Below are 19549 nucleotides of genomic sequence, written 5' to 3'. Positions count from 1 at the left end.
AAATGAAAGGAAGGGATATGGAATGAACGTATTTGAAGCAGTCAAAAACACTGTAACTGCAAGGCAGGCAGCTGAATATTACGGGATCAAGGTGACGGGAAAAGGGATGGCGTGCTGTCCGTTCCACAGAGACAGACATCCCAGCATGAAAATGGATCAGAGATTTCATTGTTTCGGATGTCAGGCGGACGGGGATGTGATTGATTTTACATCCGCATATTTTGGATTATCTGTCCGGCAAGCTGCCGAGAAACTGGCAAAGGATTTTGGGATCCGGTATGAGGTACAGCGTCCGCCGGACAGAGGAAAACACAAAAAGAAGGTGAAAGCAGAGTCCCTGGAGCAGAATTACGGGAAACTGGAACAGATCTGTTTTTCTATTCTCGGGCAGTATCGGGAGCAGCTTCAGTTTTGGAAAGAACACTATGCACCAAAGAGACCGGATGAAGAATGGGATTCCAGATTCTGCGAAGCTCTGGACAGGTTGACCAGAGTTGAGTATCTGATGGATGTTCTTCTGTATTCACCGCTGGAAGAACGGGTGGAACTGCTGCTGTCCGCCGGAAAGGAGATTGCGGGGTATGCAGGAAGACTTTAAAAGTCTGAAGCCGGAACAGTTGGAAGCCCTGAAAACACTTTTGGGCAAATCGGACACTGCGGAGTCTTCCGAATTTGCGGACTGGTTTGATGGAAAAAAGATTGATGAGATTGCCCTCTGTGAATATCTGCTTTGTAAGAAAGAACGGAAATGTATTCACGGCAGACTTTATGATCTGGATGGCGAAATTGAAGATGAAACCGTCCGAAAAGAAATTTTAGATGAGATCCGATTTTATCAGAAAACCAATGTTGCCAAAACTGTAGAGCGTATTCTGAACACGCTGAAATTGATGTGTCAGTGTGAAACACCTCCAATCAGGGAAGACAGGATTCATTTTTACAACGGGACGTATCATCTGGCCGGATATTTTTCAGAAGAAAAAGAATGGACGATGAATCGGCTTCCGGTCAGGTATAATCCGGACGCTCAGGCGCCGGAGAAATGGCTGGCTTTTCTGGATGACCTGTTGGAAAAAGAGGATATTCCGGTACTTCAGGAATTCATGGGATATGTGATGATCCCCAGCAACCGCGGTCAGAAAATGCTTCTTATGATTGGAAAAGGCGGTGAAGGGAAAAGCCGGATCGGACGGGTACTCCGGGCAATCCTTGGAGACAACATGAATACAGGCAGCATTCAGAAACTGGAGAATGACCGGTTTAACCGTGCCGATCAGGAAGGAAAACTTCTGTTCATGGATGATGATATGAGGACAGAAGCCCTGCCTTCCACAAACAATATTAAAAGCATCGTCACGATGGAAGATAAGATCGATCTGGAAAGGAAAGGGAAACAAAGTGTACAGGGGATTTTGTATGTGCGCATTATCTGCTTTGGGAATGGTTCACTGAAATCGCTCCATGATCAGTCCTACGGATTCTACCGCAGACAAATTCTCCTGACGACGAAAGAGCGTCCCGCTGACCGGAAGGACGACCGGTATCTGGGGGACAAACTGATCCGGGAGGCAGAAGGAATCGTGCTGTGGTGTCTGGAAGGCCTTCACAGGCTGATCCGGAACGGATTTGAATTCAGCATCAGCGACCGGGCAAAGAAGAACTTGCTGGATCTGATGGAAAATGAGAATAGCATCATTTCATTTCTGAATTCTTCCGGATACGTGAGAAGGGAAGAAGGAACTTATGCCAGCTCCAGACAGCTCTATTTTGCCTATCGTAAATGGTGCGAGGATAATCTGGAAAAGCCCAGAGCGGAGAATACTTTCAAGAAGTATTTGAATGAGAATGCGCAGTCACTGGGGCTGACTTATGACAAGAACCTTCCCGGCAGCAACGGGAAGACAGTGCGCGGTTTCCGCGGGATCTACGTGGCAATCCGCACAGAGTAACGGAAATTAATCCAGGCGTTTCAGGCACTTCAGGCGGGTAAAAATGAATTCTTTTTTATTTTATGATTTATTTTTTCTCTAAAGAGTAAAAATAAACCGCCTAAACTGCCTAAAGGGCAGAAAATCAGGGATAATCGCAGCTTTTAACTGCCTGAAGACTGCCTGACAAAGTGCCTGGAATTACAGTAAATGAGAGATATGTATTCTTTTCATTATCGGGGATTATGTGAAAGGAGATTGTTTGATTGAAAGAACAGATAAAAATATGCGAAAAAGCACTGTTGACTGTTCCTGAAATGATGGCATATACGGGCTGGGGCGAGAACACTGTCCGGGATGAATTGAATCATCCCAAATGTCCATATGTCGTCAGAAAAGGGAATCGACTGTATGCCAATCGCAAACTGCTGGAAAAACATTTAGACAGCATTTCCGGCATATAAACAAAAACGGGCAGAAAATGGAGTAAATACATGGTATAATGCAGTCATGCTTTTACTCCATTCTTTCTCAAAATGAAAGGATGGTAAATAATTATGGGAAAGGATCTGAAAGGGAAAGAATTAGGAACAGGTATATCTCAAAGAGCAGACGGCAATTACATGGCACGCTATGTGGACCGCTATAAAAAACGACATACATTTTATGGGAGAGATTTAAAAGCGTTGCGCCGCAGATTAGAAAAAGAAAGATATGAATCTGAACAGGGGATAATTTCATCGGAAGGCAATATTTCACTGGCGGAATGGTTCGAAGAATATCTGAAACTGTATAAAGAAGGAAAGGTGAAAGACACTACACTGTTCCGGATCCGTCAGACGTTTTCTCCCTGTAAGAAGAACGTTTTGGGGATGATGCGTCTTCGGGAAATCAGAGCGGATCATGTGCAGAGACTGATCAATGAGCTGGATGAGAAAGGCTTTACGTATGGGACAATCCGATTGCTGAAATCCCTGTTTAACGAAATGTTCAAGAAGGCGGTTGGAAATGGATATATGCTGATCAATCCATGCGATGCGGTGGTCATGCCCAGAAAGGTTACATATGAGCCGAGATTTCTGACTGAACGGGAACAGGAAATGTTTCTGGAAGTGGCCAGGGAATATTATCATTATGACATTTTCTGCGTAAGTCTTTCGATGGGGGCAAGGATTGGGGAAGTTCTGGGACTGAAGTGGAGTGATATCGATTTCGATAAGAAAATGATACATATACAGAGAACTCTTCATTATGGGAAAGTTCGGGAAAATGAGTCATGTCATTTCTTTTTTACCTCGCCAAAGACAACAACAAGTGACAGATGCATCCCATTACTGCCGGAAACGGAAATGATTTTAAAAAGAGTACGGAAGAGGCAGCTGCGAAACCGTATGCTCTATGGTTCACAGTGGGAAACCACTCCGCCATTTGATGATATGGTATTTACAACACAGCAGGGAGCGCCGGTCCGGTATGGAGATGTGAACAGAACGATAAAATCCGTTGTTTTAAAAGCAAACCTGCAGGAAGAAGAGCTTGCCGGTTTTGAAAAGCGGGAGCCATTTGTATTAAAGCCATTTTCGCCGCATTGTTTTCGGCATACGTTTGTGACCAGATGTAAAATGAATGGTGTACCCTATGAAACAATCCAATCGTATGTAGGGCACAGCGATAAAGAGACGACGGCATATTATGACCATAACAAGCAGATTGTTGATATGGAGTCGCTGAAGCATATTTCTCTTCTGGGCGTGGTGTAAAAATGGTGTAAATAGAAATATCACAGAGAAAAATACAGGATTTACGGGGAAAAAAGGCGTATGCTATACATTCAGGACTAATCTGTAGGGTGAAATGCCGGGCGGCAGATGGAAATTCCATCTGCCGCTCTTTTATTCCTATAGAATTTCGTGGAGCTGGTTGTGCGTAGAGGCTCCAGCATCTATAATGAAAGAAAACGTAAAAGGAGGGGAGAACATGATAAGCACAGATGTTTTGGAAGAGAAAGCCCCCATCGTGGGGAGCTTGCGGAAAGCAGAGGAAGTGACCTGGATCAACCCGCTGCTTGAGAGTACAGAGGAGGCTATGAGAAAGATCGATCTGACTATGGAGGATGTGCGGGATGCCGAGGCGCGGCTGGAGAGGTTTGCGCCCTTTATCCGCCGGGCCTTCCCGGAGACGGAGAAGGACGGTGGCCTCATCGAGTCCCCCATCCGGGAGACAGAGAAGATGAAGGACGGGCTGAATGAAAAGCACGGAGCCGGTCTTAAGGGGAGGCTCCTTTTGAAGATGGATTCGGACCTGGCAGTGGCCGGCTCGGTGAAAGCCCGGGGCGGGATCTATGAGATCCTGAAACATGCAGAGGAGCTGGCCATCAGGGAAGGCATGCTGGAGGAAGGGCAGAGTTATGAAGTCTTTGCCCGGGAGCCCTTCCGGGAATTTTTTTCTCAGTATGCCGTGCATGTAGGATCCACCGGTAATCTGGGCCTGTCCATTGGGATCATCAGCGCGGTCTTGGGATTCAGGGTGTACGTCCACATGTCCCAGGATGCGAAGCAGTGGAAAAAAGACCTGCTCCGCTCAAAGGGCGTACAGGTCATCGAGTATGCCGGGGACTACGGAGCGGCGGTGAAAAAGGGCCGGGAGGAGGCCATGAGAGATTCTGCCAGCTATTTTGTGGACGATGAAAATTCTGTCAGCCTGTTTCTGGGCTACGCGGTGTCTGCGCTGCGGCTGCAGAGACAGCTGGAGGCGGCAGGTGTCAAAGTGGACGGGGAGCATCCGCTCTTTGTTTACATTCCCTGCGGAGTGGGCGGCGCGCCGGGAGGGATCACTTTTGGCCTGAAGCTGATCTACGGGGATCACGTGCATGTCTTTTATGCGGAGCCTATCCAGGCCTGCTGCATGATCCTTGGCATGACTACAGGCCTTCACAATGAGATCTGCGTCCAAGATATCGGCCTTTCCGGCATGACAGAGGCGGACGGGCTGGCTGTGGGAAGACCGTCAAAGTTTGTGGGCAAGACAGTGGAACACCTGCTGAGCGGTGAGGTGACGGTACAGGATGACCGGCTCTATGTGTATATGAAAGAACTGCTGGACCGGGAAGGGATCTTTATAGAGCCCAGCTCCTGCGCGGCTTTTGCGGGGCCGGCCAGGATAGAAAAAGAGGAGGTCTGTCGGGCTTATCTCAAGGAGCAGGGACTTGAGGAGAGGATGGAACAGGCGGCGCACCTTGTCTGGGCCACAGGCGGCTCCCTTGTTCCTGCGGATGTGAGGGCAGAATATGTGAAAAAAGCAGAGGAGAAGAGACCATGAAAACATTAGGCTACTATAACGGAAAATATGGCGAGCTGGAGGAGATGACGGTTCCTATGAACGACAGGGTGTGCTGGTTCGGGGATGGCGTCTACGATGCGGGGCCGGCCAGGAACTATAAGATCTTTGCTATTGACGAGCACGTGGACCGGTTTTTCAACAGCGCAGGGCTGCTGGATATCCAGGTACCGGTGACAAAAGAGGAGCTGAAAGAGATCCTCCAGGAGATGGTGAACAAGATGGACACGGGCAACCTGTTTGTCTACTATCAGGTGACACGGGGAACAGGGATACGCAATCATGTATTTACCGAGGGCCCCGGAAATCTGTGGATCACGCTGCGGCCTGCGGAGATCTCAGACGGGGAGAAGCCCATCAAGCTGATCACCACAGAGGACACCCGCTTTTTACACTGCAATATCAAGACGCTGAACCTGATCCCTTCCTGCATGGCATCAGAGAAGGCGCGAAAAGCAGGATGCCAGGAGGCGGTCTTCTACAGGCCGGGCGGACGAGTGACAGAGTGTGCCCACAGCAATGTGCACATTATCAGGGATGGGAAGTTGGTGACAGCGCCGGCAGACAACCTGATCCTTCCGGGGATCGCGAGAGCTCATCTGATCAGGATGTGCGAGAGACTGGGAATCCCGGTCAGCGAGACACCCTACACGCTGGAAGACCTGTTCAGCGCCCAGGAAGTCATTGTGACCAGCTCCAGCAATCTCTGCCTGCATGCGGATGAGATTGACGGCAGGCCGGTGGGAGGGAAGAACCGGGAACTTCTAGAAAAGCTCCGGACAGCCCTTCTGGAAGAATTCTATGAAGCGACAAAAGAGGAGTAAGGATATGCGGAAACAATTTATTATGATTATGACAGACACGCAGCGGCTGGATATGGTCAGCTGCTATGAGAATGCGGGGATCTCAACCCCCTGTCTGGATGCGCTGGCCAGGGAGGGAGTAAAGTTTAACAAGGCGTACACCGTGCAGCCTGTGTGTGGTCCGGCCAGGAGCGCCCTGTTCACCGGCCAGTATCCCTGTGTCAATGGTTCCTACGCCAATTCCCTGGCACTTGGGGACAATGTAAAGACCATCGGCCAGCGCCTGTCCGACAAGGGGATTGCCACAGGGTATGTGGGAAAATGGCATCTGGACGGAGGCGATTACTTTGGACTTGGCGTGTGTCCCGAGGGGTGGGACCCGGATTACTGGTACGACATGCGCAATTATCTGGATGAACTGTCGGAGGAGGATCGCAGAAAGTCCAGGGACAGCCAGACGATGTACAGAGAGTCATGGCCTCTTGAGAAGACCTATGCCTACCGCTGTTCCCAGCGGGCCATCGACTATATCAGGAAGCACAAAGACGAGGACTTTTTCTTGGTTCTCAGCTACGATGAGCCCCATGACCCGTCCCTGTGCCCGGAACCTTTTGCCAGTATGTATGAGGATTTCTGCCTGCCCAAAAAAGAAAACGTGTGGGATACGCTGGAAGAGAAACCGCCCCACCAGCAGGCCTGGAGCGGACCCCGCAGACACCAGGACAGAGACGCCCTCACCATCCGCATGAAGGAGCTTTTCGGGTGCAACAGTTTTGTGGACAGTGAGATCGGCCGGGTGGCCGGGGCTGCCAGGGAGATCCTGGGGGATGACTTTACGCTTCTCTATACAAGCGACCACGGAGATATGGCCCAGTCCCACTGTCTCTACGCAAAAGGGCCTGCAGCCTACGAGGAGATTGCCCACATCCCCTTTATCCTGTGGGGGCAGGGATCCGGGGAGATAGACACGCCGGTGTCCCACATCGATGTGGCTGCCACTGTGTGGGATTTCTTCGGCTTCCAGAAGCCGATGATGCTCCAGGGTGAGAGTCTTCTTCCTCTTGTGCGGAACGGGAAATGTCCGGACCGCCGGGATGTATTTGTGGAATTCGGCCGCTATGAGATCGACCATGACGGCTTTGGGGGCTGGCAGCCGCTCCGGTGCATTTTCGACGGGCGGTACAAGCTGGTGATCAACCTGCTGTCCGAAGATGAATTTTATGACCTGGAGAAAGATCCGGGTGAAATGCACAACGGTATCTGTGACGAAGAGACTGCCGGCATCCGCGACGACATGATGAAGAGACTGCTGGAACACATGAATGAGATACGAGATCCCTTCCGAGGATACTGGTGGGAGCAGCGGCCCTGGTACACTCACGCAGCCGCACCTTCTTGGGACTACACAGGTTTTACCAGGCAGAGGGAAGAGCTGGACTACGAAGTGCCGCAGCTTGACTACAACACTGGCCTGGAGCCGGACAGCCTGGTTCGCAGAAAATAGAGAACGGATGCGCGCAAAACCTCCTGTCAACTGCCCGGAATGACTTGAGAAAAGGGGCAAAATGAGATAAGATATACAAAGAAAAAATGACGAGGAAGGTGCATGTATGTATTCATATACAGAACTGAGAAAAGAACATCCGGAATTTATTTATCGCGGATATGAGATAGAAGAGAGTGCAGACAAGGTGGGGATCGTCTATGATTTTGAGATCCCCGGGCTTGCCTCCTTTCACCCCACCTGGGAGTTCCCGAAGAAGCGGGGAGAGCAGAGGTGCTTAAAGGAGAACGGCACATTTCAGAAGCTGGTCTTCTCCCTGGGCATGGTGGAGCTGATCAGCTACTGGAAGACAGCCTGCCCCCCTGTGGTCAAGGTGGAGGCGGGAAGCCTGACAGAGGAGCAGTGTGAATGGTGGAAGGATCTGTATTTTAACGGGCTTGGAGAATTTTACTATACAAACGGCATCCAGGAGAACCAGGAGGACTTTATGGAGATCCGGTCTCTGGGCGGAGATGTCGAGGGGGCTGAGCAGCCTCTGAGCCGGGAGGCGGAAGGCTTCCTGATCCCTGTGGGAGGCGGCAAAGACTCGGCTGTGACCCTGTCTCTTCTGGAAGGGGAGAAGGAAAAGAACTGCTGCTATATCATCAATCCCCGGGGCGCTACCTTAAAGACGGTGGAGAGAGCCGGATATGGTGAAGACCAGCTGGTGACTGTAAAGCGGACCCTGGACAAGAACATGCTGGAGCTGAACCGCCGGGGCTATTTAAACGGGCATACGCCCTACTCCGCCATTGTGGCTTTTTCTTCTACAATAGCAGCCTACATGAGTGGGCTGAGGTACATTGCTCTGTCCAACGAGTCCAGTGCCAATGAGAGTACGGTGGAGGGGAGCACCGTGAACCACCAGTACTCCAAGAGCTTCCGCTTTGAGAAGGCCTTCCACGACTATGAGGCGGCGCATATAGGAAGCGGGACTTACTATTTCAGTATGCTGCGTCCTTTAAGCGAATTTCAGATCGCCCGGTATTTTGCCCGGTGCCGCCAGTTCCACGACATTTTCCGCAGCTGCAACGCTGGCAGCAAGGAGGACAAGTGGTGCGGACACTGTCCCAAGTGTCTCTTTGTCTGCCTGATCCTGTCTCCCTTCCTCTCCCGGGAGGAGGTCATCGCCATCTTCGGGCGGGACATGCTGGATGACCCGGATATGCTGGAGGATTTCCGCAAGCTCACCGGGATGGAGAAGGAGAAGCCCTTTGAGTGCGTGGGCAGCAGGGATGAGGTGAACGCAGCCGTATCCCTCACCATTGACAAACTGGAAAAAGAAGGACAGGCTCTGCCGGAGCTTTTTGCATACTATAAAAATTCCGGCCTTTACAGGAAAGAGGACCCGGAAAACAGACGTTTCTTTACTTACTTTGACGGGGAAAATCTTCTGCCGCCGTCCTGTCTTGCTCTGATAAAGGAAAAGTGTTTATAAAGGGGGAGACAAAAGGATGCTGAAGAAGATACGTCAGACGATAGAAGGTAAGAAAGTGCTGATCCTGGGATTTGGAAGAGAGGGAAGATCCAGCCTGCGGCTGGTCTGCAAAGCCGGCGGCTGGGAGACCCTGGCCGTGTCGGACTTAAGAGAGGTGGACCCGTCAAAGGAGGCTGGGGGGAACCGGATCGACCTCTACACCGGGGAGCACTACATGGACAAGGAGCTTCTTAATTCCTTTGACATTGTGTTCAAGACGCCGGGGATCGTCCTGCCGGAAGATCCGCAGGTCTACCGGTGCCGGTTTGTCTCCCAGACAGAGCTCTTTATCGAGCGGTTCCGGGAACAGATCGTGGGGATCACAGGGACCAAGGGAAAGAGCACCACGTCCTCCCTTCTGTACCATATCCTGAAGGAGACAGGGGAGGACACGGTGCTGGCAGGAAATATCGGTATTCCGGTGTTTGACATTGCGGAGGATATCATGCCCGGTGAGGTCATCGTGCTGGAGCTCTCCTGCCATCAGCTGGAGCATATCCGGGTGTCCCCCCGCATCGCCGTCCTTCTCAATCTGTACGAGGAGCATCTGGACCACTACGGAACCATGGCGAAGTACGTCCGGGCCAAGCAGAACATCTACGCCTGGCAGAAGGAGGGAGACATCCTCTTCTGCAATGTGGATGTGTTGCCAGGGAAGGAGATCGAAGGAGCGGGCAGGGAGAGTGCCTGCGTGCCCTGCCGGGGCGAGATCATCTCCGCTGTCATGGTGCCGGAGGGAGAGAAGGCCCAGGGCAGAGGGGACATCGAGGTGGCAGACAACGCCGTGCGGTACAGAGGAAGCGGCCTGCGCCTTCCGGAGGAAGGATTGTCCCTGTTCGGAAGACACAACTACTTTGACATTGGCGTGGTGTACGGGATCTGCAAAGAGTTTTCGGTGACAGACGAGAAATTCCTGAAGGCGCTGCGCACTTTCCAGACCCTCCCCCACAGGCTCCAGTACCTTGGCGTGAAGGAGGGACTGCGCTTCTACGACGACTCCATCTCCACCATCGGGGAGACCACCATCCAGGCTCTGGAGAGCGTGAAGAATGTGGACAGCATCCTGATCGGCGGGATGGACCGGGGCGTGGATTACAGCCAGCTGGAGGAGTATCTGACGGGCAGCAGCGTGCGCCACATCATCCTCATGGAGGCCACGGGAAAGAGGATTTACAGGGAGATCAAAGAAAAGTATCCCACCCTGTTTGCCAGCGGAAGGCTGGCGCTGACAGAGCACCTGGAGGAGGCTGTGGACCTGGCCAGGGAGCTGGGGGAGGAGGGCGGCGCCTGCGTGCTGTCGCCGGCGGCCGCCAGCTACGGGATATTCAAAAATTTTGAAGAGCGCGGAGAGTATTTCAGACAATATATTTTCGGGCAGGAGGGCCGGCAGGCGGCCCGCTGACCGGATCGGAAAAAGACGGACGGGGATTCCGGACCTTACGGTTTGAAATCCCCGTCCGCCATTGCCTTTATGGAGGAGGCATACTCCGAGGGAGTCATGCCTGTGACTTTCTTGAACTGCCGGGAGAAGTAGTGGATGGAGGTGTAGCCCAGCTGCTCGGAGATCTGGGTGAAATTCATCTTGTTTGTCCGGATGAGCTGCTTGGCCGCGTTGACCTTCATGAGAGAAAAGTACTCGATGATGCCAAGACCGCTCTGCTCCCGGAAAATCTTCTGGAGCTGGGAGCGGCCGATGAGATTTTCACGGCACACCTGCTCGATGGTGACGTGGCCCCCCAGGTGGGCCTCCAGGTAGTCCACCACCCGGTTGAAGAGCTCGATGTCGCTCTTTTTCTTGGTGGCCTTCTGGGGCTGGGGCCGGAGGGCTGATTTCACCAGGGGGATGGGCTGGGAGCAGCGGCGCAGCAGATGGATCAGGAAGTGCTCCAGGTAGAGGCGGATGAGCTGCTCCGCCCCGAACTGCTCTGCCTCCTTCTGGGGCATGTTCTGGAGATAGGGGTCGTCCAGCCGGCAGTCAAAGCAGTGCCGGGCCTCGATGACGATATCCGCCAGGAGGTTGCGCTCCGTCTCGTCCACCTGGAGGACCTTCTCGCGGAAAAAGTCCATGGCCGGGCTGTCGCACTGGAAGGAGATGACCACCAGGTTGGGGGCGCTGTGGCCCGTGGCCTGGACGGTGTGGAACTCCCCGGGCTGGTGGAAGGCCACCTCGCCCCGGTTCAGGATCATCTGCCTGTCTCCCCCGGTGACGGCCACGTCCCCCTTGTCCACGCAGATAAACTCCCAGAAGTCGTGGGACTCCCCAGGAAATTTAAAGTCGCTCATGTATTCAAAATAGTGGATGCTGTACAGCTTTCCCACGGTGATGGAGTCTTTCAGGTCGATCCCAATATAGGGCACGGCACACTCCCCCTTTCCTGTTTTTAACCTTATGCTTATCATAGCCCAATTTTGCAGAAAAAGCAAAAAGAAAATGCAGATTGTACAAATCAATCACAAAATAGGATAAAGATTTTTTGGCACATTTATACTACAATAAGCGTAGAAATTGAGAACATCAGAAATATTCAGAAAGGATATGAAAGAGATGAAAAAACCAGTATTAGTGATCATGGCGGCAGGAATGGGAAGCCGCTACGGCGGACTCAAGCAGATTGACCCGGTGGACAATGAGGGACACATTATCATGGATTTCTCCATGTACGACGCGAAGAGAGCCGGATTTGAGAAGGTGATCTTCATTATAAAGAAGGAGATCGAGAAGGACTTCAAGGAGTCTGTGGGCAACCGCATGAGCCAGATCATGGAGGTGGAGTACGCCTACCAGGATCTCCACAATATCCCGGAGGGCTTTGAGGTGCCGGAGGGGAGAGTGAAGCCGTGGGGAACCGCTCACGCTGTCCTCTCCGCCATTGACCTGATCGACGGGCCCTTCGCCGTCATCAACGCGGACGACTACTATGGAAAAGAGGCCTTCCAGGTGATCTACGACTACCTGGCCACCCACGAGGACGATGAGAAATACCGCTACACCATGGTGGGATACCAGCTCGGCAACACAGTGACGGACAACGGCCATGTGGCCAGGGGACTGTGCGACATGAACGCGGCGGGAGAGCTGACAGGCATCCACGAGAGGACACGCATCGAGAAGCGGGACGGCGGCATCGCCTACTCTGAGGATGACGGGGAGACATGGGTATCCGTGCCCGCGGACACAACCGTCTCCATGAATATGTGGGGATTTACAAGGAGTATCCTGGAGGAGATCCGCAAGGGCTTTCCGGCCTTCCTGGAGGAGGGGCTGAAGAGCAACCCCATGAAGTGCGAGTACTTCCTTCCCTCTGTGGTCAGTGACCTGATCGGACAGGACAAGGCCACCGTGGCTGTGCTCCACTCCGCTGACAAATGGTACGGCGTCACCTATAAGGAGGACAAGCCGGTAGTCATGGCCGCCATCCAGAAGCTGAAGGACGAGGGCGTGTACCCCCAGCATCTGTGGGAGCAGAGGTAAAAAGTACACAAGAAAATCCGCAATATTTTTATAGTTTCAGCCACTATTATTATAGAAATTGCGGGCTGTCCAAACTATAATTACAGTAGACACAGGAAAACAGATCCAAAAAGGAGGAGACCATCATGACGATTTTAATCACAGGAGGAGCCGGCTACATCGGAAGCCACACGGCTCTGGAGCTGCTGAACGAGGGATATGACGTGGTTGTATACGACAATCTGTGCAATTCTTCCAAGGAGTCCATCAAGAGAGTGGAGGAGCTGACGGGCAAGAAGATCCGTTTTTACGAGGGGGATGTGCAGGACGAGGAAGCGCTCCTTGAGATGTTCAAGATACAGAAGATCGACGCGGTCATTCACTGCGCGGCCCTGAAGGCTGTGGGCGAGTCCGTGCAGAAGCCTCTGGAGTACTACCAGAACAATATCGCTGGCACGCTGACACTCCTGAAGGTGATGCGTGAGGTTGGCGTGAAGAACATTGTGTTCAGCTCTTCCGCTACGGTATACGGAAGTCCGGAGGAGATGCCCATCACGGAGGAGTGCCCCAAGGGACAGTGCACCAATCCTTACGGCTGGACAAAATCCATGATGGAGCAGATCATGTCGGATGTACAGAAGGCGGATCCCTCCTGGAACGTGATCCTCCTGCGCTACTTCAACCCGGTGGGAGCTCACAAGAGCGGCCGCATCGGTGAGGATCCGAAGGGCATCCCCAACAACCTGATGCCCTACATCTCACAGGTGGCAGTGGGCAAGCTGGAGAAGCTGGGCGTGTTCGGAGACGACTACGATACGCCGGACGGAACCGGAGTGAGAGACTACATCCACGTAGTGGATCTGGCCATCGGACACGTGAAGGCCATCAACTACATCTTCACCAACCCGGGACTGGATGTCATCAATCTGGGAACCGGACAGGGCTACTCCGTCCTGGATATGGTGAAGGCCTTCTCCAAGGCCTGCGGCAAGGAGATCCCCTATGAGATCAAGCCCCGCCGGGCGGGAGATATCGCTATGTGCTACGCAGATCCATCCAAGGCGGCCAGAGTGCTCGGCTGGAAGGCCGAGAGAGGGCTGGACGAGATGTGCGAGGACACATGGAGATGGCAGTCACAGAACCCCAACGGATACGAGAAATAAGCTGAAAAGGACAGGACATAAGACACAGCAGGACACACAGGCAGGGACGCGGGCCGTCAGAAGGCTCCTCCCTGCCTTTTCTCTTTTCTTTTCCGCGGAAAAGTGCTATAATACGGTGAGCAGCTTTTTAGTTTTTTCGAGGGAACGAATATGAAGAAGAAAGCAAAACAAAATGTGCGCCTGAAGGGACAGCTGAAGCTCTATATGCAGTGGCCGGCGTTCATGACGATCCTGCTGATCGCCATGAATGTGTGGATCTACCGCCTGGACAGGAAGGCGGGGCTTCTCATGCTGATCTTTGTCCTGATTTACATTGTGATCGTGGGGGTTATGTATTTCTACAACAAGTCCCTTGTCATGAAGGATCTGGTGGACTTTGCGGCGCAGTACGGCATCATACAGAATACGCTTCTGAAAAAGCTGGCAGTGCCCTACGCTCTCCTGCTGGAGGATGGCCGTCTCATGTGGATGAACGACCAGTTCCGGGAGATACTGGGCAGCAAGCTGAAGGGGGAGGCGGTGCTGAGCAGGTATATACCTGAGCTGAACCGGAGCATTTTCCCCAAGGAAGAGGATCAGATCGTGGAGATGGAGGTCTACTACCACGATAAGGAGTACCGGGCGGAGCTGCGCAAGGTGTCCGTGGAGGGGTTCAGCGACTCCGAGCGGCTGCTGGACATGCCGGAGGAGAAGGAGTATTTTATCGCCGTCTATCTGTCCGACGTGACCGAGCTGAACACCGCGCTGCGGCAGAATGAGGAGCAGCGCCTCGTGGCGGGGCTCATCTACATCGACAACTACGACGAGATGATCGACAGCGTGGAGGAGGTGCGCCAGAGTCTTCTGGTGGCTCTCATCGACAGGAAGATCAACCAGTATATCGCGCGTCTGGACGGTATTGTCAAGAAGATGGAGACAGATAAATATTTTATCGTCATGAAAAAATCCTGTTTCAAGGAGCTGGAGGCGGACCGCTTCTCCCTCCTCGAGGACGTGAAGGCCATCAACATCGGCAACAGTATCCCGGCCACCCTGAGCATCGGCCTGGGACTGAGCAAGAACGCCTACGTGCAGAGCTACACCTACGCCCGGGCGGCTATCGACCTGGCCCTTGCCAGGGGCGGCGACCAGGCGGTCATCAAGGACTGCAACGGCATTACCTACTACGGCGGCAAGAGGGAGCAGACCTCCAAGAACACCCGGGTGAAGGCAAGGGTGAAGGCGGAGGCTCTCCGGGAGTTCATCACCGTGAACGACACGATCCTTGTCATGGGGCACAGGATGACGGACATGGACTCCTTCGGGGCGGCCATCGGCATCTACCGGGCTGCCGCGGCGCTGGAGAAAAAGGCACACATTGTCATCAACGACGTGTCGGCCACCATCCGGCCCCTGTATGAGGAGTTTGTGGAGCATCCCTCCTACCCGGAGGATATGTTTGTCACCTCCGGGGAGGCCAAGGAGATGATCGATGACACCTCCATGGTCATTGTGGTGGATACCAACCGGCCGGGCATGACAGAGTGTCCCGAGCTTCTGGGCATGACCCGCACCATCGTGGTCTTCGACCACCACAGGCAGAGCAGCGACAATATTGACAATGCCCTGCTGTCCTATATCGAGCCCTACGCCTCCTCGGCCTGCGAGATGGTGTCCGAGGTGCTCCAGTATATTACGGACGATGTGAAGATCCCCGCCGTGGAGGCCAACAGCCTGTACGCGGGCATTGTCATCGATACAAACAACTTTATGAACAAGACCGGCGTGCGCACCTTTGAGGCGGCCGCCTTCCTGCGCCGCTGCGGAGCGGACATTCCCTTTGTCCGGAAGATGCTGCGGGACGACATGAAGTCCTACCAGGCCAAGGCCGGCATTATCAGCAGCGCGGAGGTCTACAGAGACAGATTTGCCATCGCCAGGGGAGAGAATCTCCATATAGAGAGCCCCACCATCATCGGCGCCCAGGCGGCCAACGAGCTTCTGGACATCGACGGCATCAAGGCCACCTTTGTGCTGACGGTCTACAACGGAAGGATCTACGTCAGCGCCAGGTCCATTGATGAGGTCAATGTGCAGGTGATCATGGAGAAGCTGGGAGGAGGCGGACATATGAACGCGTCCGGAGCCCAGTTTGACCACACCAACATGGACGAGGCGGTGACATCCCTCAAGAGGGTCATTGACCAGATGATAGAAAAAGGAGATTTATAAATGAAAGTTATTTTACTGCAGGACGTAAAATCCCTTGGAAAAAAGGGAGACATCGTGGAAGTCAACGACGGATACGCAAGAAACTTTCTTCTGAAGACAAAGAAGGGAGTGGAGGCAAACAATAAAAATATGAACGACCTGAAGCTTCACAAGGCCAACCAGGACAAGATCGCCCAGGAGCAGCTGGAGGCTGCAAAGGAGCTGGGAAAGAAGCTGGGAGAGAGCAAGGTGACTGTCTCCATCAAGACAGGAGAGGGCGGCAGGGCCTTCGGTTCCGTGTCTTCCAAGGAGATCGCGGCGGCCGCCCAGGAGCAGCTGGGGCTGGACATTGACAAGAAGAAGGTTCAGCTAAAGGAGCAGCTGAAATCCCTGGGGACCTTCCATGTGCCCGTAAAGCTTCACCCGAAGGTAACTGCAGAGCTTACAGTAATCGTTGTGGAGGAGGCATAGGAAGATGCCGGATATGGAGGAAGCCCTCATCAAGCGTGTCCCGCCCCACAGTATAGAGGCGGAGCAGTCGGTAGTCGGCGCCATGCTGATGGACAAGGATGCCATCATGACCGCTTCCGAGATCATCAGCGGCAGTGATTTTTACCAGACCTCATACGGAGTCATCTTTGACTCCATGACAGAGCTTTTCAACGAAGGCAAGCCGGTGGATCTGATTACCCTGCAGGAGCGGCTGAAGGAGAAAAATGTGCCGGAGGAGATCTCCAGCCTGGAGTTTGTCCGCGAGCTGGTAGCCGCTGTGCCCACATCCGCCAATGTGAAATACTACGCGGAGATCGTGTTTGAGAAATCCATGCTCAGAAAGCTCATCAAGGTGAACGATGAGATTTCTAATGCCTGCTACGCGGGCAGCGAGCCTATGGAGGCCGTCCTTGAGACGGCGGAGAAAAATATTTTCGAGCTGGCCCAGAAGCGGGGCACCGGAGACTATGTGCCCATCAAGGAAGTGGTGCTGAACGCCCTGGAGAAGATCGAGAAGGCGTCCAAGACAAAGGGGACTGTGACCGGTATCCCCACCGGGTTCCTGGATCTGGATTACAAGCTGTCCGGCCTGCAGCCCTCGGACTTCATCCTTGTGGCGGCCAGGCCCTCCATGGGAAAGACGGCCTTTGTCCTGAACATCGCCCAGCACGCCGCCTTCAAGAGCGGCAAGACGGTGGCCATCTTCAGTCTGGAGATGTCAAAGGAGCAGCTTGTGAACCGTCTCTTCTCCCTGGAGTCCCAGGTGGACTCCCAGTCCCTGCGTACAGGAAATCTGAAGGATGACGACTGGGAGAAGCTCATAGAGAGCGCCGGGATCATCGGAAAATCCCACCTGATCATAGACGATACGCCGGGTATCTCCATCTCGGAGCTCCGGTCCAAGTGCCGCAAGTTCAAGCTGGAGCAGGGACTGGACCTCATCATCATCGACTACCTGCAGCTCATGAGCGGCCGGGTAGGAGGACGCTCTGAGTCGAGACAGCAGGAGATCTCGGACATTTCCCGATCCCTGAAAGGCGTGGCAAGGGAGCTGAATGTCCCTGTCATCTCCCTGTCGCAGCTGAGCCGTGCGGTGGAGCAGCGCCCCGACCACAGGCCCATGCTCTCGGATCTGCGTGAGTCCGGAGCCATCGAGCAGGATGCGGACGTGGTCATGTTCATTTACCGGGACGATTATTACAACAAAGATACAGAGACCCCCAACCAGGCGGAGATCATTATCGCAAAACAAAGAAACGGCCCCATAGGGACCGTTCACCTGGCATGGCTGCCGGACTACACAAAGTTTGCGAACCTAACCTGGAAGGAATAGGCGTTTTAACCGCTGGGCCGCTCCCTGGTGGCTGGCAGTCTCTTTTCGGAAGGACTGCTGCTGCCGGATGAGCTGGTCCAGCTTTTTAAACTGTTCCTCCTCCTGCCGCTCCTTTGCGTCCAGGAGGAAGGACATTTCTTTCGTGATCATGGCCGCAAGCACTTCGTTGTTGTTCTCCAGCATGCGTTTGATGCGGAGCTGCTCCCTTGTCCGCTTCATATCGGGAATGAGAGCCTTCAGCTCGTCAAAGGGAACACCCTGCTCGTACAGTTCTTTGATGCAGTTATACAGCTTTGTGTCTTCTTTTGTTGCGCTGCTTAAAGTGTTCAGTGCATTTCCCATATTCATACCCCCTTTACACATAAGAGAGTATAGCATGTACCAAGTGGGCAAGACTGTCAAAACAGGTCGGCATCGTGTACGAAAATACGGCAAAAAAACGGACCACCTGCACTTTTTGCAGACAGTCCGCCTTTTTGCTATGTTCATATGCCGTATGTGGAAAAATCCCAATCAGGATTAGCCCTGAGAGATAGCTCCTGTAGGACACTGAGCTGCGCAAGCACCGCAGTCTACACAAGCGTCCGGATCGATCTCGTAGTGATCAGCTCCCTGAGAGATAGCTCCTACTGGACATTCAGCTTCGCAAGCGCCGCAGCTTACACATTCATCACTAATTACATGTGCCATGATATCTTCCTCCTTTGACTGTTGTCAGTTGTTTATACATATAATAATACAAAAGCTTCAAATATACAAGACTTAGTGATGTTCTAAATTTAGCACAAGAGATTGAGTATCATCCTCAATTTTCTCTGGCCCTTTTGTAGGCTTTAAGGATAATCTGCCGGGCCGCTGCTGCCTCTTCCTTTGTGGCCTCCCGGGTCCCCTCCAGGGGATAGGGGAGGCCTAAACTGTCATATTTTGCCCTTCCCATCGTATGGTAGGGGAGGACGTCCAGGGCCCGCACGTTGTGGAGGGAGGCCATGAAGGTGCCCAGCTCCTCCAGGTATTCACGATAGAGGGTGATGCCCGGCACCACCACGTGGCGGATCCACACAGGGACACCCTGCTCATCCAGATACCTGGCAAAGGAGAGGATCTGCCGGTTGGTGTGGCCTGTCAGCTTCCGGTGCCTCTCGTCGGACATGTGCTTGATGTCCAGCAGCACCAGGTCGGTCAGGGGAAGGAGCTCCCCCAGCTGTGCCATAAAGCGCTCGCTGTGGGGGTTGAACATGATCCCGGAGGTGTCCACACAGGTGTGGATGCCGCTGCGCTTCAGATCCCGGAACAGCTCCGTGAGGAAAGCCATCTGCATCATGGGCTCCCCGCCTGTCACAGTGACGCCCCCGTTCCGGTAGAAGGGGAGGTTGGAATAAAATCCTTCCAGCACCTCATGGACGCTCATGAGTTCCCCCTTCCCGTACTCCCAGGTGTCCGGATTGTGGCAGTACTGACACCGCATGGGACAGCCCTGGAGGAAGACCACGTACCGTATGCCCGGCCCGTCTACGGTGCCGCAGCTCTCGATGGAGTGGATCCAGCCCTTACATTCCCTCGTGGAAGGTACGGGAGATGACATCGTCCTGCTGTTCCTTTGTCAGTTTGTTGAAGTTGACCGCGTATCCGGACACGCGGACCGTGAGCTGGGGGTATTTCTCCGGGTGCTTCTGGGCGTCCAGAAGGGTCTCCCGGGTGAATACGTTCACGTTCAGGTGGTGTCCCCCCTGCTCCACATATCCGTCCAACATTGCTACAAGATTGTCTACCTGCTGCTGATTTACTGCCATAATGATATTCTCCTTTCGCGTCTCACTATTAATGCTCTGCTGT

The 19549-nt window shown here is 53.3% G+C and carries 19 protein-coding genes; 14 read left to right on the top strand and 5 right to left on the bottom strand.

Annotated elements, in window-relative coordinates:
• Window positions 1-22 precede the first annotated feature (22 nt).
• The 9 genes from FGQ86_RS07525 to murD all read left to right on the top strand — a co-directional run bounded on the left by FGQ86_RS07525 (window position 23) and on the right by murD (window position 10489).
• The gene (locus tag FGQ86_RS07525) at window positions 23-598 is read left to right on the top strand and encodes a CHC2 zinc finger domain-containing protein (RefSeq protein WP_138303357.1); all 576 of its coding nucleotides are present in this window, start codon (window positions 23-25) and stop codon (window positions 596-598) included.
• On the top strand, window positions 582-1949 hold the full coding sequence (locus FGQ86_RS07520) for a phage/plasmid primase, P4 family (protein WP_138303356.1): 1368 nt from the start codon (window positions 582-584) through the stop codon (window positions 1947-1949). Before FGQ86_RS07525 ends, FGQ86_RS07520 begins: the two co-directional genes overlap by 17 nt.
• Window positions 1950-2194: 245 nt before the next feature.
• Window positions 2195-2392 carry an excisionase gene (locus tag FGQ86_RS07515; RefSeq protein WP_243127189.1) on the top strand — a complete coding sequence of 66 codons (198 nt, stop codon included), beginning with the start codon at window positions 2195-2197 and terminating at the stop codon, window positions 2390-2392.
• A 93-nt stretch (window positions 2393-2485) separates the two neighbouring features.
• On the top strand, window positions 2486-3688 hold the full coding sequence (locus FGQ86_RS07510) for a site-specific integrase (protein WP_138303355.1): 1203 nt from the start codon (window positions 2486-2488) through the stop codon (window positions 3686-3688).
• A gap of 217 nt (window positions 3689-3905) precedes the next feature.
• Entirely contained in the window at window positions 3906-5246 is a 1341-nt protein-coding gene (locus tag FGQ86_RS07505) for a D-serine ammonia-lyase (RefSeq protein ID WP_138303354.1), read from the top strand.
• Complete coding sequence (locus FGQ86_RS07500) at window positions 5243-6088, top strand: aminotransferase class IV (RefSeq protein WP_076780244.1); 846 nt, start codon at window positions 5243-5245, stop codon at window positions 6086-6088. Before FGQ86_RS07505 ends, FGQ86_RS07500 begins: the two co-directional genes overlap by 4 nt.
• A gap of 4 nt (window positions 6089-6092) precedes the next feature.
• Window positions 6093-7571: a sulfatase-like hydrolase/transferase gene (locus tag FGQ86_RS07495; protein ID WP_076780247.1), complete on the top strand. Its 1479-nt coding sequence runs from the start codon at window positions 6093-6095 to the stop codon at window positions 7569-7571.
• A gap of 106 nt (window positions 7572-7677) precedes the next feature.
• Entirely contained in the window at window positions 7678-9048 is a 1371-nt protein-coding gene (locus FGQ86_RS07490; protein WP_138303353.1) for a hypothetical protein, read from the top strand.
• 16 nt (window positions 9049-9064) lie between these two features.
• Window positions 9065-10489, top strand: coding sequence for a UDP-N-acetylmuramoyl-L-alanine--D-glutamate ligase (murD, locus tag FGQ86_RS07485; protein ID WP_138303352.1), 1425 nt, complete (start codon window positions 9065-9067; stop codon window positions 10487-10489).
• A 35-nt stretch (window positions 10490-10524) separates the two neighbouring features.
• Here murD and FGQ86_RS07480 read toward each other — a convergent pair whose 3' ends face one another.
• On the bottom strand, window positions 10525-11445 hold the full coding sequence (locus FGQ86_RS07480) for a helix-turn-helix domain-containing protein (protein ID WP_033126263.1): 921 nt from the start codon (window positions 11443-11445) through the stop codon (window positions 10525-10527).
• A gap of 187 nt (window positions 11446-11632) precedes the next feature.
• Between FGQ86_RS07480 and FGQ86_RS07475 the strand changes: the two genes are divergently transcribed.
• The 5 genes from FGQ86_RS07475 to dnaB all read left to right on the top strand — a co-directional run bounded on the left by FGQ86_RS07475 (window position 11633) and on the right by dnaB (window position 17716).
• The gene (locus FGQ86_RS07475; protein ID WP_138303351.1) at window positions 11633-12559 is read left to right on the top strand and encodes a sugar phosphate nucleotidyltransferase; all 927 of its coding nucleotides are present in this window, start codon (window positions 11633-11635) and stop codon (window positions 12557-12559) included.
• A 125-nt stretch (window positions 12560-12684) separates the two neighbouring features.
• The gene (galE, locus tag FGQ86_RS07470) at window positions 12685-13701 is read left to right on the top strand and encodes a UDP-glucose 4-epimerase GalE (RefSeq protein WP_033126223.1); all 1017 of its coding nucleotides are present in this window, start codon (window positions 12685-12687) and stop codon (window positions 13699-13701) included.
• 150 nt (window positions 13702-13851) lie between these two features.
• On the top strand, window positions 13852-15912 hold the full coding sequence (locus FGQ86_RS07465; RefSeq protein WP_033126224.1) for a DHH family phosphoesterase: 2061 nt from the start codon (window positions 13852-13854) through the stop codon (window positions 15910-15912).
• Window positions 15913-16362, top strand: a complete 450-nt coding sequence (rplI, locus tag FGQ86_RS07460; protein WP_033126225.1) for a 50S ribosomal protein L9 — start codon at window positions 15913-15915, stop codon at window positions 16360-16362.
• A 13-nt stretch (window positions 16363-16375) separates the two neighbouring features.
• Window positions 16376-17716 (top strand): replicative DNA helicase, encoded by a 1341-nt coding sequence (gene dnaB / locus FGQ86_RS07455; protein WP_033126264.1) that lies wholly within the window; start codon window positions 16376-16378, stop codon window positions 17714-17716.
• Here the strand turns inward: dnaB and FGQ86_RS07450 are convergent.
• The 4 genes from FGQ86_RS07450 to grcA3 all read right to left on the bottom strand — a co-directional run bounded on the left by FGQ86_RS07450 (window position 17699) and on the right by grcA3 (window position 19506).
• Window positions 17699-18058 carry a hypothetical protein gene (locus tag FGQ86_RS07450; RefSeq protein WP_033126226.1) on the bottom strand — a complete coding sequence of 120 codons (360 nt, stop codon included), beginning with the start codon at window positions 18056-18058 and terminating at the stop codon, window positions 17699-17701. The two genes, dnaB and FGQ86_RS07450, sit on opposite strands and share 18 nt — an antisense overlap.
• Before the next feature lie 177 nt (window positions 18059-18235).
• Entirely contained in the window at window positions 18236-18406 is a 171-nt protein-coding gene (locus FGQ86_RS07445; protein ID WP_081958046.1) for a 4Fe-4S binding protein, read from the bottom strand.
• 115 nt (window positions 18407-18521) lie between these two features.
• Window positions 18522-19298: a pyruvate formate-lyase-activating protein gene (gene pflA, locus FGQ86_RS07440; protein WP_033126227.1), complete on the bottom strand. Its 777-nt coding sequence runs from the start codon at window positions 19296-19298 to the stop codon at window positions 18522-18524.
• Complete coding sequence (gene grcA3 / locus FGQ86_RS07435) at window positions 19264-19506, bottom strand: autonomous glycyl radical cofactor GrcA3 (RefSeq protein WP_033126228.1); 243 nt, start codon at window positions 19504-19506, stop codon at window positions 19264-19266. The genes pflA and grcA3 overlap by 35 nt, the downstream gene beginning before the upstream one ends.
• Between the last annotated feature and the right edge of the window lie 43 nt (window positions 19507-19549).

Origin of the sequence: Clostridium sp. BSD2780061688st1 H5 (genome assembly GCF_005845155.1) — a bacterium.
Classification (GTDB): Bacteria; Bacillota; Clostridia; order Lachnospirales; family Lachnospiraceae; genus Claveliimonas; species Claveliimonas intestinigallinarum.
The sequence above is the reverse complement of the archived record's forward strand: the minus strand, read 5'-3'. Positions and strand labels throughout refer to the sequence as shown.

Coding starts and splice junctions, on each gene's coding strand:
- FGQ86_RS07525 (WP_138303357.1), top strand. CDS start 23: ATGAACGTATTTGAAGCAGTCAAAAACACTGTAACTGCAAGGCAGGCA.
- FGQ86_RS07520 (WP_138303356.1), top strand. CDS start 582: ATGCAGGAAGACTTTAAAAGTCTGAAGCCGGAACAGTTGGAAGCCCTG.
- FGQ86_RS07510 (WP_138303355.1), top strand. CDS start 2,486: ATGGGAAAGGATCTGAAAGGGAAAGAATTAGGAACAGGTATATCTCAA.
- FGQ86_RS07505 (WP_138303354.1), top strand. CDS start 3,906: ATGATAAGCACAGATGTTTTGGAAGAGAAAGCCCCCATCGTGGGGAGC.
- FGQ86_RS07500 (WP_076780244.1), top strand. CDS start 5,243: ATGAAAACATTAGGCTACTATAACGGAAAATATGGCGAGCTGGAGGAG.
- FGQ86_RS07495 (WP_076780247.1), top strand. CDS start 6,093: ATGCGGAAACAATTTATTATGATTATGACAGACACGCAGCGGCTGGAT.
- FGQ86_RS07490 (WP_138303353.1), top strand. CDS start 7,678: ATGTATTCATATACAGAACTGAGAAAAGAACATCCGGAATTTATTTAT.
- murD (WP_138303352.1), top strand. CDS start 9,065: ATGCTGAAGAAGATACGTCAGACGATAGAAGGTAAGAAAGTGCTGATC.
- FGQ86_RS07475 (WP_138303351.1), top strand. CDS start 11,633: ATGAAAAAACCAGTATTAGTGATCATGGCGGCAGGAATGGGAAGCCGC.
- galE (WP_033126223.1), top strand. CDS start 12,685: ATGACGATTTTAATCACAGGAGGAGCCGGCTACATCGGAAGCCACACG.
- FGQ86_RS07465 (WP_033126224.1), top strand. CDS start 13,852: ATGAAGAAGAAAGCAAAACAAAATGTGCGCCTGAAGGGACAGCTGAAG.
- rplI (WP_033126225.1), top strand. CDS start 15,913: ATGAAAGTTATTTTACTGCAGGACGTAAAATCCCTTGGAAAAAAGGGA.
- dnaB (WP_033126264.1), top strand. CDS start 16,376: ATGGAGGAAGCCCTCATCAAGCGTGTCCCGCCCCACAGTATAGAGGCG.
- FGQ86_RS07450 (WP_033126226.1), bottom strand. CDS start 18,058: ATGGGAAATGCACTGAACACTTTAAGCAGCGCAACAAAAGAAGACACA.
- FGQ86_RS07445 (WP_081958046.1), bottom strand. CDS start 18,406: ATGGCACATGTAATTAGTGATGAATGTGTAAGCTGCGGCGCTTGCGAA.
- pflA (WP_033126227.1), bottom strand. CDS start 19,298: ATGTCATCTCCCGTACCTTCCACGAGGGAATGTAAGGGCTGGATCCAC.
- grcA3 (WP_033126228.1), bottom strand. CDS start 19,506: ATGGCAGTAAATCAGCAGCAGGTAGACAATCTTGTAGCAATGTTGGAC.